At 53.4% G+C, this 16326-nt stretch carries 9 protein-coding genes; 7 read left to right on the top strand and 2 right to left on the bottom strand.

From position 1 onward, the window contains the following. Positions 1-198: 198 nt before the first annotated feature. Positions 199-999 carry a TolC family protein gene (locus ACFE8Q_RS21390; protein ID WP_375447475.1) on the top strand — a complete coding sequence of 267 codons (801 nt, stop codon included), beginning with the start codon at positions 199-201 and terminating at the stop codon, positions 997-999. 9 nt (positions 1000-1008) lie between these two features. Next, the gene (locus ACFE8Q_RS21385; RefSeq protein WP_375447474.1) at positions 1009-3192 is read left to right on the top strand and encodes a GumC family protein; all 2184 of its coding nucleotides are present in this window, start codon (positions 1009-1011) and stop codon (positions 3190-3192) included. 34 nt (positions 3193-3226) lie between these two features. Here ACFE8Q_RS21385 and ACFE8Q_RS21380 read toward each other — a convergent pair whose 3' ends face one another. Next, positions 3227-4375 carry a DUF563 domain-containing protein gene (locus tag ACFE8Q_RS21380; protein ID WP_375447473.1) on the bottom strand — a complete coding sequence of 383 codons (1149 nt, stop codon included), beginning with the start codon at positions 4373-4375 and terminating at the stop codon, positions 3227-3229. A 322-nt stretch (positions 4376-4697) separates the two neighbouring features. Between ACFE8Q_RS21380 and ACFE8Q_RS21375 the strand changes: the two genes are divergently transcribed. The 5 genes from ACFE8Q_RS21375 (at position 4698) to ACFE8Q_RS21355 (ending at position 14905) form a co-directional block, all read left to right on the top strand. Then, complete coding sequence (locus ACFE8Q_RS21375; protein WP_375447472.1) at positions 4698-8849, top strand: amino acid adenylation domain-containing protein; 4152 nt, start codon at positions 4698-4700, stop codon at positions 8847-8849. A gap of 33 nt (positions 8850-8882) precedes the next feature. After that, a complete protein-coding gene (gene pbpC / locus ACFE8Q_RS21370; protein WP_375447471.1) occupies positions 8883-11273 on the top strand; it encodes a penicillin-binding protein 1C in 2391 nt (796 codons plus the stop codon). A 251-nt stretch (positions 11274-11524) separates the two neighbouring features. Further along, positions 11525-12820: a metallophosphoesterase gene (locus ACFE8Q_RS21365; protein ID WP_375447470.1), complete on the top strand. Its 1296-nt coding sequence runs from the start codon at positions 11525-11527 to the stop codon at positions 12818-12820. Positions 12821-12885: 65 nt separating this feature from the next. Then, a complete protein-coding gene (locus ACFE8Q_RS21360; RefSeq protein WP_375447469.1) occupies positions 12886-13737 on the top strand; it encodes a dienelactone hydrolase family protein in 852 nt (283 codons plus the stop codon). A gap of 109 nt (positions 13738-13846) precedes the next feature. Continuing rightward, positions 13847-14905, top strand: a complete 1059-nt coding sequence (locus ACFE8Q_RS21355; protein ID WP_375447468.1) for a methyltransferase — start codon at positions 13847-13849, stop codon at positions 14903-14905. Between the two features lie 259 nt (positions 14906-15164). On the opposite strand, the gene ACFE8Q_RS21350 is transcribed toward ACFE8Q_RS21355, so the two are convergent. Further along, positions 15165-16208, bottom strand: a complete 1044-nt coding sequence (locus ACFE8Q_RS21350; RefSeq protein ID WP_375447467.1) for a proline iminopeptidase-family hydrolase — start codon at positions 16206-16208, stop codon at positions 15165-15167. Positions 16209-16326: the final 118 nt, after the last annotated feature.

Here is a 16326-nt window from a genome sequence, read left to right as displayed (position 1 = left end):
TCGATTAGTTTGTACCGCCCTATGCGGGTGCGTCCGACGTGAGGGCGCCCCGACAACGAGCCTCACAGGGCATCACGTGACATACGTCGTCAATCCCAGTCAAAAGGATACGAGGCTAAGTGAAGCAACTGCGGAATTGGTTGTGTAACTTTAGTCATGTGTTCATGTGTTTTACTGTTCAATCGCCTCTCTACATTCGTGGGTAGTCCTCGTTTACTACGTTTACTTTTTGTCGTTTCATGCCTGTTCTGCACGCTGTCGGCTACTGCTCAGAATACCGGAGCGCGAGGCATGGTCGCCTTTGGCCGTTCGGCCGGATTACCGGGTGATACCCTGTATCTCGATGTCAATCAGGATATTGCCGTGCAGCTTCTGCCCTTCGATCAGTTACTGAAAGTGGCTATAGCGTATTCACCTTTGGTTAAATACCAGAACGAGGTGGTCAATGGATTAGGTGCCGCTGTGGATGTAACACGTACCCAGATCTACCAGAACCTATCAGGTAACGCAAACTATTCAACGGGTAACCAGACTATTCTGGCAACTGGCTCGGCCAGTGACCCTACCCGTAATTCACTAGGCCAAATCGCTAATGGCTACCGGGTAGGCGTCGATTTTCGGATTTCACTTTATGATCTTTTCGGACGGAAGCATGTTGTTCAGCAGGCAAGGTCAAACCAGCGCGCCGCCGAATTACAGCGCGATGTGCTTGAGTTGCAGTTGAAACAGCAGTTGATCAATATTTATCAGGATATGATTACGGCCCAGCAGATGTTGAAAATTCGCCTGATCGATGAACAAGCCTCGCTGACAGCCTACCGGCTTGCCGAACTGGATCTTCAGAAAGGGCGTATTACGGCTATCGCCATGGCAAGTATCACCACACAGTATGTTCAGACCCGGGCAATTTCAGAACAGGTAAAAGGTGATTTTCTTAAAAATGTCCACTATTTCGAAGCGTTGATGGGCGTACCCATTCAGCGGTTGAAACGAATATAACAACTCCGTATGCAGTTCGACAATCTTCTGCGCCTTCTGAAACAGCATGTCCTCTGGTTCCTGCTGATTCCGCTTGTTACGGCAGCTACGGCTTTTTACCTGACCCGCAACGAACCCAAGACCTACAAGTCGGAAGCATCGCTGTACACCGGCCTCACGTCGGGCTACACCCTACTGACCGATAAACTGTCTTCGTCGATGGACCGGTCGACGAGTGCCTTCGATAACCTGCTTTCCACACTCATGTCGAAAGAAACGATGCTTCAGGTGAGCGTGGGTTTATTAGCTGATCACCTGCAACTGCAACAACCCGACAGCCTGGTATTGGGTGCCGACGGTTATCAGAAGTTGCAACAGGCGATACCCGGCTACGTCCGCGAGGAACTACCCATCTATGCCAGCAACGCTGATCTGCGCCTGGCCCTCGACAGCCTGGCCAAACTGCCAACGGCGAATCCGATCAAGAGCTTGCTGTTGAATTCCGACACCTATTATTCAATCTCAAAAATCAGCGAAAAGCTAAAGGCGTCACCCCGGAAAAATACAAACGACGTGTTGATGATGGAGTACGAAGCCAACGACCCGGCCGTGGCCCAACGTACCCTGAATTATGCTATTGAGGCGCTGAACAGGCGGAATACGTACTTCAAAACGTCGGAGACAAAGTCGGTGGTGGGTTTTTACGAAGATAAACTAAAGCAGGCCAAAACCCGGCTCGATGCCGCCGATGCTGCCCTGCGCGCCTTCGGCACCAACCATCAGGTGCTCGATTATGATGAAGAAGCCCGCAATGTGGCTGCATCACGCGAAGCCCTGATTAGCGAGTACAACCAGGAAAAGATGCGGCGCAATGGGGCGAAAGCAGCACTGGATGCGCTGAACAAACGATCGGGGCAGCAAAGCGGTGTACAACTGGCCAGCGCTGACCTGAACGCTAAGCAACGGAAACTGAGCGATGCCGAAAGCCAACTGGCCAATGCCCGTGCCTACAATCAGCCTAAGAGTACGATTGTGCGATTACAGGCGGCCGTCAACCAGGCAACGGAAGACCTGAAAGCCAGTGCCCAGAAATATGATGCCATCTCCGATAACTCCGACGCACTGCCCCAGCAAACAATTGCTGCCGACCGGCTGGCTAAATCGCTGGAGTATGAAGAATCATCGGCCAAACTGGAAGTATATGAAAAGCGGATTCGGGAGTTCGAAGCTAAGACCACTGAATATGGTCCGTTGGGGTCGCAGATTCGGCAGTTGAACCGGGAACTGGCACTGGCCGAAAAAGAATACACGGACCTGCTCAATCAGGTAGATCAGTCACGTACCCGTCAGCAGGACGTATCGGTAGGCGGGAAACTCGAAATACTCGATCCACCCAACTTTCCGGCATCGCCCCTCGCCTCGAAACGGAAGCAGTTGGTCATTGTTGGGCTTGGCGTTGGTATATTCATTGCCCTGCTGATCATGGCACTGCGGTTCTGGCTCGACAAGCGGATCAAGTCGCCCGAACAAGCCGAAGAGCTCATCGGTCGTCCGGTGTCAGCCATGTTTCCAACGGTGAAAAATCCACTCGCTTATTCCAAGGTGACAAGAGCGTCGCGGAGTATGTTCGAGCAACTGCTGAACGCCATTAACATCGAAATTGCGCAGGTGACAAATAAGCCCTTTCCACCCATCATTACACTGTTCAGCGTTCGTCCCGAGCAGGGTAAGAACTGGGTGGCCACTGGCCTTGTCCGGCTGTTTGCCGAGGCAGAACTACGCGTTGTCTGCTGTTATCCGCGCGAAACGGGCCACGAGCAGCGCGAAGAAGAACTAGGCGTAACGTACCTGCCCTACACCATTCGGCCAGATTTCATGAACGTAACGAGCCTGGAATACCTGCTCGACCATGATGCTGATTTTGATCCGGCTCAGTATGACCGTATCCTGCTGGAGTTGCCATCGCTGATCAATCACCAGATTCCGGTGTATATGATGAAACAGAGTGCTTTATCTCTGTTGATTATTGACGCTAATGCCGCCTGGGGCCGAACCGAGAAGCAATTATTGAGTCTCTACGAACGTGTAACCCAGCAACCAATACTGACGGTGTTGAACCGGGTTGGTGGTGATTACCTGGACAGTACGAGCAAATCAGATATGGCAGAGCTACCAACTCAGCCGAAGCGGAAACTACAACGAACCAACCGATAAGTGGATTTTAGCCGCTGACTACACGCTGCTGTGTCTACAGTAGCGCGTTCAGGTACTGCTCCAGTTCGTCAATTGAAACGGTTATATCTTCTTCCAGTGCTTCGATAACTCCCCGATTTTGAGCCGGTTTACCTGTGTAGTAAGCGGAGTAATGTAGACCCAGCACGTTGGTCAGGTGCTGAAAGAAATTGGGTGTGTAGTTGGGCGAAAAAAGCTCGAGCAGATGTGTACCTGGGTTACACCAGATAATATTGCTGAACGAAGCACCGTGTGGCCCCACAATAAATGATGCACTTCGGTAGATCGCTACCTGCTCCGAAACAGACCTGGGTACGTCGTCTATAATGCTGAAATCGAAGCGTTTAAGCAGATCAATCAGGGCGGCCTCGTTCATGATTCGGCGGCGACCCGAACGGCTGATATAAATCCGACGGGGCTCTGCTGGCTCAGGCGGCAGGCGGTTTTCAACCTGTTTCTTCAAGGTAAGAATATCGGCGGGGTTGGGGTAAAACCAATGCCCGCTGTTGCCCAGTATGCAGCGCTCAAAGGTAAACGCGTTGGTGCGGCTATCAAAAAGCTGATCAGCCTCTATACCAAGCAGCGAAAAATACTCCCGCTCATAAGATGTATCGAAAAGGGGGTAGGCAACCGCCGCTTTGGCAAACTCATCGGCTGGCATCGCCTCTTTCATGCGTGCCAGTTTAGCCGCCACCAACAGCACAAAGTCGTAGTAGCCACCAAATCGGGCACCATCCAGATACTGGCTCCAGGGCGCAAGCAAGGTCGTAGTATGCTGACTTTTGCGCTGGGCTTTGCTGAATAAATCGGTATAATACCCGTCGGTATCATAATCTGTGCAGAGCACATCGGCATCCAGCTTGACCGCCCCGTAAGGCAAAAGCGTTGCCTCACCCGCCGCCCGGTCGAGTGACCAGACAAATGAGGGATTTGTAAACGATTCGGTCGGTTGAAAAATGACCGTAGTAGGGTCGGTAAGCTTGTGAATCTCAGGAAGCTTGACATGTGTTGCCGGGAAGACGAGCTGCTTGTGGCTTCTTAAGCGGGTAATTGTTTGCTCTTTGGTAAGAAGCCGGGTCCCTGACCGTTCCAGCACCCATCTGACGGGTTTATCGGCTAGTTGTCTGAAAACAGAAAAGGTTTTTTTTGCTAAACGTTTTACCATAGGTTTACTAACAAGTGTGACGTTGGGTTGTTCACTAGAAGGTAAGTGGAACGGGTTCAAGCTAATGTAGAATTTCTTATGAACGAATGACGAGTAATAAATTTCCGGCAAATTGACCGATTGGAGAGCCGTAAATAGTAGTAATACACATATAGTAACCAATACGACTATATTTCGTCTCAAGGTCAACAACTATCTTTACCTTTCACACTTAGGTGCGCAACATGGGGCCTCACAGTTTCGTACCGAGCCAATGGTCTGATTTTTGCCAGTCAACATCCAGCTTGGTAATAAGCTATTGCTTTATGCAACCTGATAACAAATGCGCGAAACTACTACACCAACTTACTTAACAGCCCCAGATTTTGACCCTTTCGCGGGCCCTCAACTGGCACGGGTAGTTCCGACTACCCAGCCTCAGATTGAAATCTGGACTGCCTGTCAACTAGGAGGTGAAGACGCCAGTCGTGCCTATAACGAATCAATTTCTCTTCGCCTGACGGGCCCACTCAACGAAGATGCCTTTAATGAAGCGTGGTCAAGCCTGGTACATCGGCATGAAGCACTGCGTACAACGTTTAGTGCCAATGGGCAGCAGATGTGCGTATCCGACGAACTGGCCATTGCTCTTTATCGCCTTGATGTAGCTGGTAAAGATGCTGGTTTGCAGCAAGAGACGATCGCAGACCTCACCAGTCAGGATGCGCATCATCTGTTCGATCTGCAACAGGGTCCGCTCGTAAAAGCAACCCTGATTAAACTGACAGAAAAAGACTGGTACTTTATCCTGACTGCCCACCATATTATCTGCGATGGCTGGTCGACGGGGATTCTACTTCAGGATTTAAGCAAATTATACAGTGCCTACGCGCAGGCAATATCGCCCATGCTACCGGCCGCGCCTCAACTTAGTCAGTACGCTGTTGAGCAGCAGGCGGTCGTTACGAGTGAATCGTATCAGGCAAGTGAGGCGTACTGGGTTAGTCAGTTTCGGGATAGCGTGCCGGTGCTTAACGTACCTACCGATGCGCCACGCCCTGTTCCCCGTACATTCGCCAGTCAGCGGGCCGATTTCGTCGTGGAGGCTGCGTTGGCCAGCGCCTTGAAGAAGGTTGGCGTTCGGGCTGGCAGCAGTTTCGTAGGTACGTTGACGGCCGCTTTTGAAGTGTGGCTTCACCAGCTTACCCAGCAGGATGATCTGGCAATTGGCTTACCAGCAGCGGGACAATTAGTTGCCGATCAGTACGGGCTGGTTGGCCATTGCGTGAGCCTGTTGCCGCTACGTAGTCAGTATTCAGCCCGGCAATCATTTGTCGACTACGTAAAAAAACGCCGGGTTGAACTGATGGATGCGTATGAACATCAACAGCTCACGTTCGGTAGTCTGCTCCGTAAATTGTCCATTGCCCGCGATCCGTCACGCATTGCGCTGGTGCCCGTTGTCTTCAACCTCGATATGGGGCTCGATGAGGGTGTCGATTTCCTGGACGTACAGCACCAGTTGATCAGCAATCCGCGCGCTTACGAAAACTTCGAGTTGTCGCTCAACGCCACCGGTTCCGAGCAGTCGCTGGTGATGGAGTGGTCGTACAATAAGCACCTGTTCCGGCCCGAGACGATCGACGGGTTCAATCAGTCGTTTGTGGCGTTACTTCGGGCCGTTACCGAACAGCCCGAATTGCCACTGGGAGAGATAAGGAAATCAGGAACCACTGCAACAGCCGCCGTAGCGTCTTCGCCCACTGCGTTGCCTTACCCACGCGAGAAAGCGCTGACAACGCTGCTGAGCGAAACCGCCGATCGGCTGCCTAACAAAGTAGCCATCCGGTTCAAGCAGGAATCCCTAACGTTTAGCCAACTGGATATACAGGCCAACCAGGTGGCCCACGCCTTGCGGGCGCAGGGTGTGCGGCATGGCGACCGGGTTGGGCTGGCCGTAGATCGGTCGCTGCCGATGGTTGTCAGCATGCTCGGCATCCTGAAAGCCGGTGCCACCTACGTACCTGTTGACCCCAACCATCCCGTTGACCGGCTGACGTATATTCTGACCGACGCCGGTTGTACCGTGCTGCTCACTTCGCAGGTAAATCAAGGCCGTTTAACGTTGACTAATGTACGTGAGCTACTGGTTGAAACGCTTTGGCCAACACTCGGGCAATACCCCAAAACGATCCCCGAACAGGCGCCAACCGGACAGGATATTGCCTATATTCTGTACACATCCGGTACCACCGGTCGGCCCAAAGGTGCGTTGATCAGGCACCATAGCGTAGCCAATGTACTGTTCAGCGTAGCGCGGGAACCGGGTTTGACCGAGGCCGATAAAACCATTGCGCTGGCCACCATTGCCTTCGACCTGGCCGTGGTTGAAATATACACGCCGCTGCTGGTTGGAGCCGAGTTGCTCCTGATCGATCCGACGACCGCCCGAAACGGGGAAGCACTGGCCGAGGTACTAAGCGACAAAACGATCACGTTCATCCAGACCACACCGGCCACGTTACGCCTGTTGCTGGAAGCAGGCTGGCGTGGTCACGACAAGTTACGGCTTATCTCGTGTGCCGAAGCGTTGCCGATGGATCTGGCGCAGACGCTACTTAAACTTTGCCGCGAACTCTGGAATTATTACGGCCCCACCGAAACGACGATCTACGCCACTGGGAAGCAGATTCTCCCCACCGATGAGCGCATCACGATTGGCCACGCCATTGCCAACACACGGATCTACATTGTCGACGAAAGTGGCAATCAGGCCGGTGAGGGGCAACAGGGCGAAATCTGCATTGCGGGCGAAGGCGTGTCGGGCGTGTACCTGAACCAGCCTGAACTGACGGCGGAGAAATTCATCGATAACCCGTTTGTGGCTACGCCCGAAAAGCTCTACCGCACGGGTGATCTGGGCCGCTACCTGAACGGCGGCACGCCCGAAACGGCCGATATTGTCTATCTGGGCCGGATTGATCAGCAGGTGAAGATTCGGGGTTTCCGAATCGAACTGGGCGAGATCGAGCATGTACTGGCCAAGGTAGACGGCATTAAGGAAGCCATTGTGACCGCTCGCGAAGATCAGCCGGGCGATAAACGGCTGGTAGCCTATGTGGTGGCACAAAGTAAACCTGCCAACGGAGCCAAAAATGGAGTAGCCGTTGCCACAAGCGAGCAAATCGGGCATTGGCGAAAAGAAGCTGCCAAGTCGCTGCCTAATTATATGGTGCCCAGCGATTTTGTCTTGTTGCCGCGTATTCCGGTTACAGCCAATGGTAAAATAGACCGCCAGGCTTTACCAGCCCCGTCAGCAGCCCGAATTGAACCGGTAAACGGAAAAGAAGTCATTTCCGAACAGGTTGATCGGCCAGCTACACCCGAGGAGCAGATGCTGATGACCTTATGGGGCGATGTGCTGGGAATTGAGAAGATCGGCCTCGACGAGAACTTTTTTGAACTGGGTGGCCACTCGCTGATCGCCGTGCAGGTGATGGCCCGGCTGGAAAAACAGACCGGTCGCCGGTTACCGCTGGCTACGCTGTTTGAATACCCCACCGTTCGGGCACTGGCCGAGTTGATTCACGAAAACGACAAACCCGTTTCATGGGAATCGCTCGTGCCCATTAAACCAACGGGCACTCGCCAGCCGCTTTATATTGTGCATGGGGCTGGCCTTAATGTGTTACTATTCAATGCAGTAGCCCAAAATCTACATCCCGACCAACCGGTATATGGGTTGCAGGCGCGGGGGCTGAACGGCATTGATGAGCCTTTCAGGAGTATCAAAGAGATGGCTGCTTACTATGTAGCCGAGATCATAAAGCATAACCCCAGCGGCCCCTATTCCTTGAGTGGATTTTCGTTTGGTGGTATTGTTGCCTATGAAATGGCCCGGCAATTAGTCGAACAGGGGCGCGAAGTCGGTTTACTAGCTTTGTTTGATGCCTATGCATACGATGCTGGTCACAATAATCCGTGGTGGCAGCGAAAAATGCAGCAGATGCAACTGTTTACCAACAAGGTAGCGCATACAATGACCTTGCTGGAAAAGCACCGCTGGCAGGGCGTCAATTATAAAATGCAGTCGATCGACCGGCGGTTGATTAAGAAGTACTGGTGGCTCAAATCAAGCCGCCGCCCCGACCATATACTGCTTCGGATGGCCATTCGAGCGTATTGGCAGATGAAATTTGGGCAGGCGCAACAGCAGGAAGCCATCCTCGATACGACGTTCAAGATTGAGGCGATCAACGACGTAGCACTCGACCAGTTCCAACTGATACCAGCCGACCTGGAAGTGCATTTGTTTCGGGCTATGATCCAAACGTTTTACATGGACGATTACGAGTATTATGGCTGGCGTGATTTCGCCATGAAAGGCGTTCACGTACACGACGTACCTGGCGAGCATAGCTACATTTTTGCCCCACCAAACGACAAGGAATTCGCCCGCAAACTACAGGCAGTTCTGGACATGCGGAAACAGTAGATGGCTATGGGCGAATCGCGCCCTCTTTTGTCCGTGAAACCCAGCGTCAGCCTTCCCGATTATCGTCGCAGTTTCGGCTACCTGCGAACACGTCGCTGGCTCCAAGTGCTGCTAGGTACGTTGCTGGGGCTGTTTTTGCTGGATCGGCTCTTTCCTCCGCCAACTCAGGTTGCTTATTCCACACTGGTGACCGCCGCCGATGGAACAACATTACACGCTTTTCTAAACCGTGAGGATAAATGGCGGATGTATGCAACGCTGGACGAGATCACGCCCCGGTTGCGGCAGGTGATCCTCCAGAAAGAAGACCGCTGGTTTTACTGGCATCCCGGCCTGAATCCCGTGGCTATGCTACGAGCGGCGGGGCGTAACCTGCTGTCGGGACGTCGCACCTCCGGGGCGTCTACCATCACCATGCAGGTTGTGCGCCTGCTGGAGCCACGTCCACGAACGTACCTGAGCAAGCTGATCGAGGTGGTGCGGGCGGTGCAACTGGAGGCTCATTTAAGTAAAGACGAGATCCTCCAACTTTATCTGAACCTGATTCCCTACGGCGGTAACGTTGAAGGCATCAAATCGGCGTCGCTGATTTTCTTCGGGAAACCGCCGCAGTTACTTAGTTTGGCCGAAGTTACAACACTGGCCATCATTCCTAATCGGCCATCAAGTTTGCGGCTGGGTCAGAACAACGCGGCTATCGTGCAGGCGCGTAATGGCTGGTTGCGGCGGCTGGTCCAGTCAGGTACGTTCACGGCAAAGGCGGTGCAGGATGCGCTTGCCGAACCGCTGGATGCACAGCGCCGCCCTGCTCCTAACCAGGCACCGCACCTCAGCCTCCGCCTGAAGATTGAACAACCCGACGAACCGGTTATCGTCAGTACACTGCAACCCGCCGTGCAGGGAGCCACCGAACGGCTGGTGCGGCAGTATGTTGACCGGGTTCGGGGACAGAATATTCATAATGCAGCCGTATTAGTGATCAACAACCAGACTGGAGCCGTTGAAGCCTACGTAGGATCTGCTGACTTTGCAAACTCGTTTGATGGCGGGCAGGTCGATGGGGTGAAGGCGGTACGCTCACCAGGGAGCGCACTGAAACCATTGCTCTACGCGCTGGCCTTTGATCGGGGACTAATTACGCCTAAGGCCAAACTGAACGACGTACCTACAAATTTCGGCACCAGTTCAGGCAGTTATGAACCCGACAATTACGACCGGCATTTCAACGGTCCTGTCACGGCCGAATTTGCGCTGGCCAATTCGCTGAACATTCCAGCCGTGAAACTCCTGCGCGACATATCGACGCCTGCCTTTGTAGGTACGTTGCGCCAGGCCGGTTTCCAAACTGTACAAAAACAGGCCGATGACCTGGGCCTGTCCATGATTCTGGGCGGCTGCGGCGTCACACTCGAAGAAATCACGCAAGCCTACACCGCCTTCGCCAACGGCGGCGAAATCCGGCAGGCCGTGTTTGTTGCTGACGCGAGCGTGGGGGGCGGGCCCCAGTATACCACCAGCAAAACCATTTTCTCGCCCGAAGCCGCCTTCCTGGTTACTAACACCCTAACGCAGATTACCCGCCCCGACTTGCCCAATAACTTCGACAACAGCTACCGGCTGCCACGCATTGCCTGGAAAACAGGCACATCGTATGGGCGGCGCGATGCCTGGAGCATTGGCTACAACCGGCATTACACCGTGGGCGTGTGGGTAGGTAATTTTTCGGGCGTTGGCGTGCCTGACCTGAGCGGTGCCAATACGGCTACACCGCTGCTATTTCAGGTATTCAACGCCATCGACTACAACACGCCAACGGGCTGGTTCAGGCCGCCGTTGGGAGGGAAGCTAGCCTCGCGGCAGGTATGCTCAGAAAGCGGCGACGTACCTGAACGTACCTGCGAAGGCCGGGCCGTAGATTATTACATCATGGGCGTTTCGCGGGCTAGTCGGTGCCAGCATCAAACAACCGTCTGGACCAATGCCGCAGGTACGTTGTCGTACTGTGCCCATTGTCGGCCAACGGGTATAGATAGCCTGTCGCGTCCGGTTGCCCGTTTATATCCGAATCTGGCCCCGGAAGTGGTGGCCTGGTATGCCGCGAGTAATCGGCCTTATGCGGCTATTCCACTGCATAATCCGGCCTGCGAACGAGTATTTGGCACGGGCGTGGCTCCACTGATTACAAGCCTGAATCAGAATAGCACGTATTTTATCAACCCTAAAAAACCGGCTGACATGGCCCTGGTCTGTCAGGTGGCCAATGATGTGCAGCGGGTCTACTGGTACCTGAACGAGAAGCTGTACAGAGCAACAAAACCCACCGAAACACTCTTTTTTACGCCCACACCCGGCGCGCTCACCGTAGCCTGCGCCGACGATAAGGGCCGGGTGAGTCGGGTGCGCGTACTGATCAGGCGGGAGTGAGATTGGCTATTGACTATAAATTGGGGTAAGTTCGCCCGTACATAAATGTTAGCTGGTGTATGGCTGACGCTGGGCTCTTGGACTAGGCGTCAGCCATACACCAGCTACACTTATAATTCACGTCGCCCCAAAAACTCGCTCGTCCGAGTGTAACCATCGCGACCGAAACGACGTTAGTGACTAAGCGCTGGTAACGGCCTTATGGTAACGGCCTATTGCTCAACAGCACCGCTTAATCCTATATGTTCTCTATGCTCCGTAATTTGTCAAGTTTTTTGCTGGTTGCCATATTTTTGCTGATTGATGTCTATGTATATCAGGCGTTTAAGTTTTTTGTCCGTAATTCTGCGGAGGCCACACAACGAACGGTAGCCTGGTGTTACTGGGGCTTCACGGCTATCTCGCTGGGCACGTATATCGCCCTCCAACTCATCCCCGCCGATTCGATTGGCCGCGTTACTCGTACCATGCTCACCATTGGCGTGTTCATCGCGTATTTCTCGAAGTTTATCACGGTCATCTTCCTCTTCATTGATGACATCGTGCGCTTCTTCCGCTGGATCGCTTCGCAGTTTGATCGCACCACACCCGACGTACCTGTCAACGTACCTGGAACTACCGCGCCTGTTGCTGAGAACACAATTTCGCGCTCCGATTTTCTGGTGAAAACAGCGGTGGCTGCCGGAGCCATTCCGTTGGTGGCGTTCTCGTACGGCATCATTTCCGGCGCGCACGATTACCGGATTCGCCGTGTGACGCTGCCCCTGAAAAACCTGCCCCGTAGTTTCGACGGTATGACCATCGCCCAACTATCGGACATTCATTCGGGGAGTTTCTTTAACAAAACGGCGGTGAAGGGCGGCGTTGATATGCTGCTTGGCGAAAAACCCGATCTGGTTTTCTTTACCGGTGATCTGGTCAACAGCCACGCCGACGAAGTGAATAACTACATCGACATTTTCAATAAAGTGAAAGCACCGCTGGGTGTCTTCTCAACCCTGGGCAACCACGATTATGGTGCCTACGTGAAGTGGCCAACGGCCGAAGCGCAACGACAGAATGTGCTGAATGTGGTGAAGGCGCATAAGCTCATGGGCTGGAATCCGCTGATGGATGAAAACCATATCCTGACGCAGGGCGGCGACAAACTGGCGATAATCGGCGTGCAAAATCTGGGCTTCGGCCCCGCCGCTTTAAAAGCCGGGAACCTGGACAAAGCCTATCAGGGCACTAAAGACTATCCCGTTAAACTCTTGCTCTCCCACGATCCTACGCACTGGGATGCCGAAGTTCGCCCCAACTACCCTGATATTGACGTGACCTTTAGCGGGCACACGCATGGGGCGCAGTTTGGCGTTGAATTTGGTGATTATAAATGGAGCCCGGTGAAGTATTTCTACCGGCAGTGGGCGGGGCTATATCGGGAGAACACGACTACCGGAACACCGCAAAGCTTGTATGTGAACCGGGGTTATGGCTATATTGGTTATCCCGGCCGGGTGGGTATTTTACCCGAAATAACAATTTTTACATTGAAGCAGGCATAAGGTAGAAAACCACTGCCCGGCTTTTCTCGTTTAGTTAAATGTACCAACACATAATTGATGTATTTATGAAGCTTTCCTTTATTTCCATCATTTCGTTCGTGCTGACACTGTGGTCGGCGCACAACAAGCCTGAAACGGCACCGGCAATTCCACTTTGCGGCGTGGCCGGTATGCAACAACTCGCGGGCGACCCGGCTTTTCAGGCCCTACACGCCAGCCCGCTGCCATTTCACTACGAGTCGAAGGCGGGTGAGATGATGACGTTTAGTACACCCGACGGCAAAACGGCTAACGGATTTCTGCTTAAATCGAAGAAACCATCCGACAAATGGCTATTGGTGTACCAGGAATGGTGGGGTCTGAACGACAACATCAAGATGCAGGCCGAGACGTTCTACAACGACCTGAAAAACGTGAACGTGCTGGCCGTCGACATGTATGACGGTAAAGTGGCTACGGTGCCTGCCGAAGCTGGTAAACTGATGCAGGGTGCCGATAAAGCCCGTCTGGCGTCGATCATGAAAGGGGCTATTGCCTATGCTGGCCCTAAAGCTGAATTTGCCAGCGTTGGCTGGTGTTTTGGTGGGAGCCTGTCGCTGCAATCGGCCATGCTGGAAGGCAAACAGGCAAAAGGCTGCGTGATGTATTACGGTTTCCCTGAGCAGGACGTAGAGAAGCTAAAATCGCTGGATACAGACGTGTTGGGCCTGTTTGGCAACAAAGACAAAGCGATCAATCCGCAGGTAGTCAACACGTTTGAAGAGAACATGAAAAAGGCTGGTGAGAAAATCGAGGTGGTGCGTTACGAAGCTGAACACGGTTTCGCCAATCCAAGCAACCCCGTCTACGACAAAACCGCCTCTGCCGACGCCTACAAACGCGCGCTGAGCTATCTGAAAGACCGGCTGAAAGCGTAAAAATAGTTCAACGTTCAAGGTCTAATGTTCAATGTTGCTACGCCACATAAAGTCATCTTGATGGGCGTAGCAACATTGAACATTAGACCTTGAACGTTGAACCTCCTTCATGCAATTAAAAATCTCTGCCGATAACCCGCTTGAGTGGGTAGCCTTGCGGGCTAATCTGGTGCCGGTGCCCCTGTTGCACGCCCAGATTATGCCCGTTATTAGTAAGGCAGTGCTCGAAGCCGCTGATGTGGGCGTATTCGACGCCGTGGCCGACGGGAACGATACCACCGACGATATTGCGCAGGCCTGCGGTCTGAACCCCAAAGCTACCGGTGAGCTGATGGGACTGCTTACCGCGCTGGGCTATTTCACGTACCTATCAGGTACGTTTACGCTGACGAAGATGGCCCGGAAATGGACGCTAAAGCACGAGCCAGAGTCGGTTTACGGCATGTTGCTGTTCAATAATCGGGTTGTTTGGCCCTGGTTGGAAAAGCTGGGAACGTACCTGAAAACGGGCGAAGGCATCCATTACCACGACCACCTCGACGCCCAGCAGTGGAATTACTATCAACAGGCAATGGTGGCTGCGTCGGGTAGTGAAGCCAAAGAGTTCGGTCGACGGGCCCCCGTGCCAAAATCCGTTAAAGCTGGCCTACCCACCCGCATGCTCGACATCGGCGGATCGCACGGGCAGCATTCCGTGGCGCTCTGCAAGCGTTACGCGGGCCTTTCCTCTACTATACTTGATTTGCCCCCCGCCATTGAGCAGGCCGCCCCGCTACTGGCTCGCCTGGGTATGGGCGACCGGGTGAAGCACCAACCCGGCAATGCCCTTACCGATGATTTTGGCGAAGCTCAGTACGATATCGTCCTGATGTCGAGCCTGGCGCATCATTTCACGCCTGAGCAAAACCGTGATGTAGCCATACGGGTAGTACGCGCGCTGAAACCCGGTGGTGTCTACATTGTCAACGAATTTATCCGCCCCGAACCGGGTGCCTCGCCTGAACTGGTCGGCAGTTCCACCGACCTGTTTTATGGCCTCACCAGCACCGCAGGCAATTATTCCATCGCCGAAATCCAAGCCTGGCAACGCGAAGCCGGTCTCCGCAAAGGCCGCGTCGTGACCTACCGCACCCTCCCCGGCCGCGCCATGGTGATTGGTACGAGGTAGTATTAGCCTTACTACAATCGTTCTGTTCGTCCCGGTTTGTATCATGTAGGGGCAACCACGAAGGGTTGCCCGCTCTCGGGTGCGATAGCCACCGCTGACAGGGCAGTGGTCTTTTCCTCACGAATGAACGTTGTGCATGCTCTACAGGCGGTCGTTTTGCGGCCGAAAGCGGGCGGCCACGTTGGGCCGCCCTACCTATCAACGAATCGGTTGAATGGCCAACCACCTTATTACTATCCGGTCAAGTGGCAAATCGGAGCTACAACGTTACTTTCTGTTCGCCGGCATCTACGGCTTTGATGAACTTCATCAGGCCGGGGAAATAGTGTGGTTGATCGTCCCACATGCTGCAATGGCTACCGTTGGGGCAAATCAGGCTGGTGCCTTTAGGGAGTTGTGTGGCCATCCAGGCCATGTGTTTCGGGTCCATCGTGTCGTGGTTGCCGCCAATGGTGAGCGTGGGTACGTTGATGTTTTTCAGGTCGGCACGGCGGTCCCACTTGGCTAGTCGGCCGGAGATGCCAAATTCTGATGGGCCCTGCATAAGCGTGTAGACGGTGCTGTTCATGTTGGGGAATGCCCGGTCAAACGCGTTGGGCCAGGGTTTCAACCGGCAAACATGCTGCTCGTAGAAGTTGGGCGTCAGCAGTTCCATATAACGCGGATTTTGAAAATCTTTCCGGGCTTCGATGGCTTTAATCTCGGCCAGCACCTTCGGGTCCATCTGTTTTCCCAATACATCTTCGGCATACTTGCCATATTCGGGGCAGCTACTCATCATGTTGCTGATGATGAGCCCTTTCAGGTTCTGCTGGTATTTGAGCGCGTATTCCGTCGCCAGAATACCACCCCAACTGTGACCGAGCAAGTAGAAATTGTCTTTAGTCAGCCCCAGTGCCTGACGTACCTGCTCCACTTCTTCCACAAAACGCGGGGTGGTCCAGAGCGTGCTGTCGGTTGGGTGATCGCTGTTTAATGAACCAAGCTGGTCGTAGTAATAAAATTCGATGTCTTCGGCGGGGAAGTAACTCTCAAACGGTTCAAATAGAACGTGGTTGCCGCCGGGACCACCATGAAGCAGCAGCACCTTGATACGCGGATTATTACCAACCCGCTTGGTCCAGACGTTGAACGTACCTGACGGCGTTTTTACCGGAATCATCCGAACGCCGCCCGTCCGAACGCCTGTCTCCGGCGATTGATTATACGTAATGGCGTCGTTGCTCGACGGCGTTTTGTTGCAGGCTGACGCTGTAATCAGCAGCGAAGCAAAGATGGTAAGGCGGGTGAAGGAGAGATACATTATGTTGACGAAATTATAGGGAACAGATTGGCTAAGATAGCCAATTGTTCCGCCGTACTGTCAAGCTCAATCATCGCATAATTTGCGGTGATATAGACAGGCTATTCGCCGCAACGTA

Origin of the sequence: uncultured Fibrella sp., from assembly GCF_964250085.1 — a bacterium.
Lineage (GTDB): Bacteria > Bacteroidota > Bacteroidia > Cytophagales > Spirosomataceae > Fibrella.
The sequence above is the reverse complement of the archived record's forward strand: the minus strand, read 5'-3'. Positions and strand labels throughout refer to the sequence as shown.

Coding starts and splice junctions, on each gene's coding strand:
- ACFE8Q_RS21380 (WP_375447473.1), bottom strand. CDS start 4,375: ATGGTAAAACGTTTAGCAAAAAAAACCTTTTCTGTTTTCAGACAACTA.
- ACFE8Q_RS21355 (WP_375447468.1), top strand. CDS start 13,847: ATGCAATTAAAAATCTCTGCCGATAACCCGCTTGAGTGGGTAGCCTTG.
- ACFE8Q_RS21350 (WP_375447467.1), bottom strand. CDS start 16,208: ATGTATCTCTCCTTCACCCGCCTTACCATCTTTGCTTCGCTGCTGATT.
- ACFE8Q_RS21385 (WP_375447474.1), top strand. CDS start 1,009: ATGCAGTTCGACAATCTTCTGCGCCTTCTGAAACAGCATGTCCTCTGG.
- ACFE8Q_RS21360 (WP_375447469.1), top strand. CDS start 12,886: ATGAAGCTTTCCTTTATTTCCATCATTTCGTTCGTGCTGACACTGTGG.
- ACFE8Q_RS21365 (WP_375447470.1), top strand. CDS start 11,525: ATGCTCCGTAATTTGTCAAGTTTTTTGCTGGTTGCCATATTTTTGCTG.
- ACFE8Q_RS21375 (WP_375447472.1), top strand. CDS start 4,698: ATGCGCGAAACTACTACACCAACTTACTTAACAGCCCCAGATTTTGAC.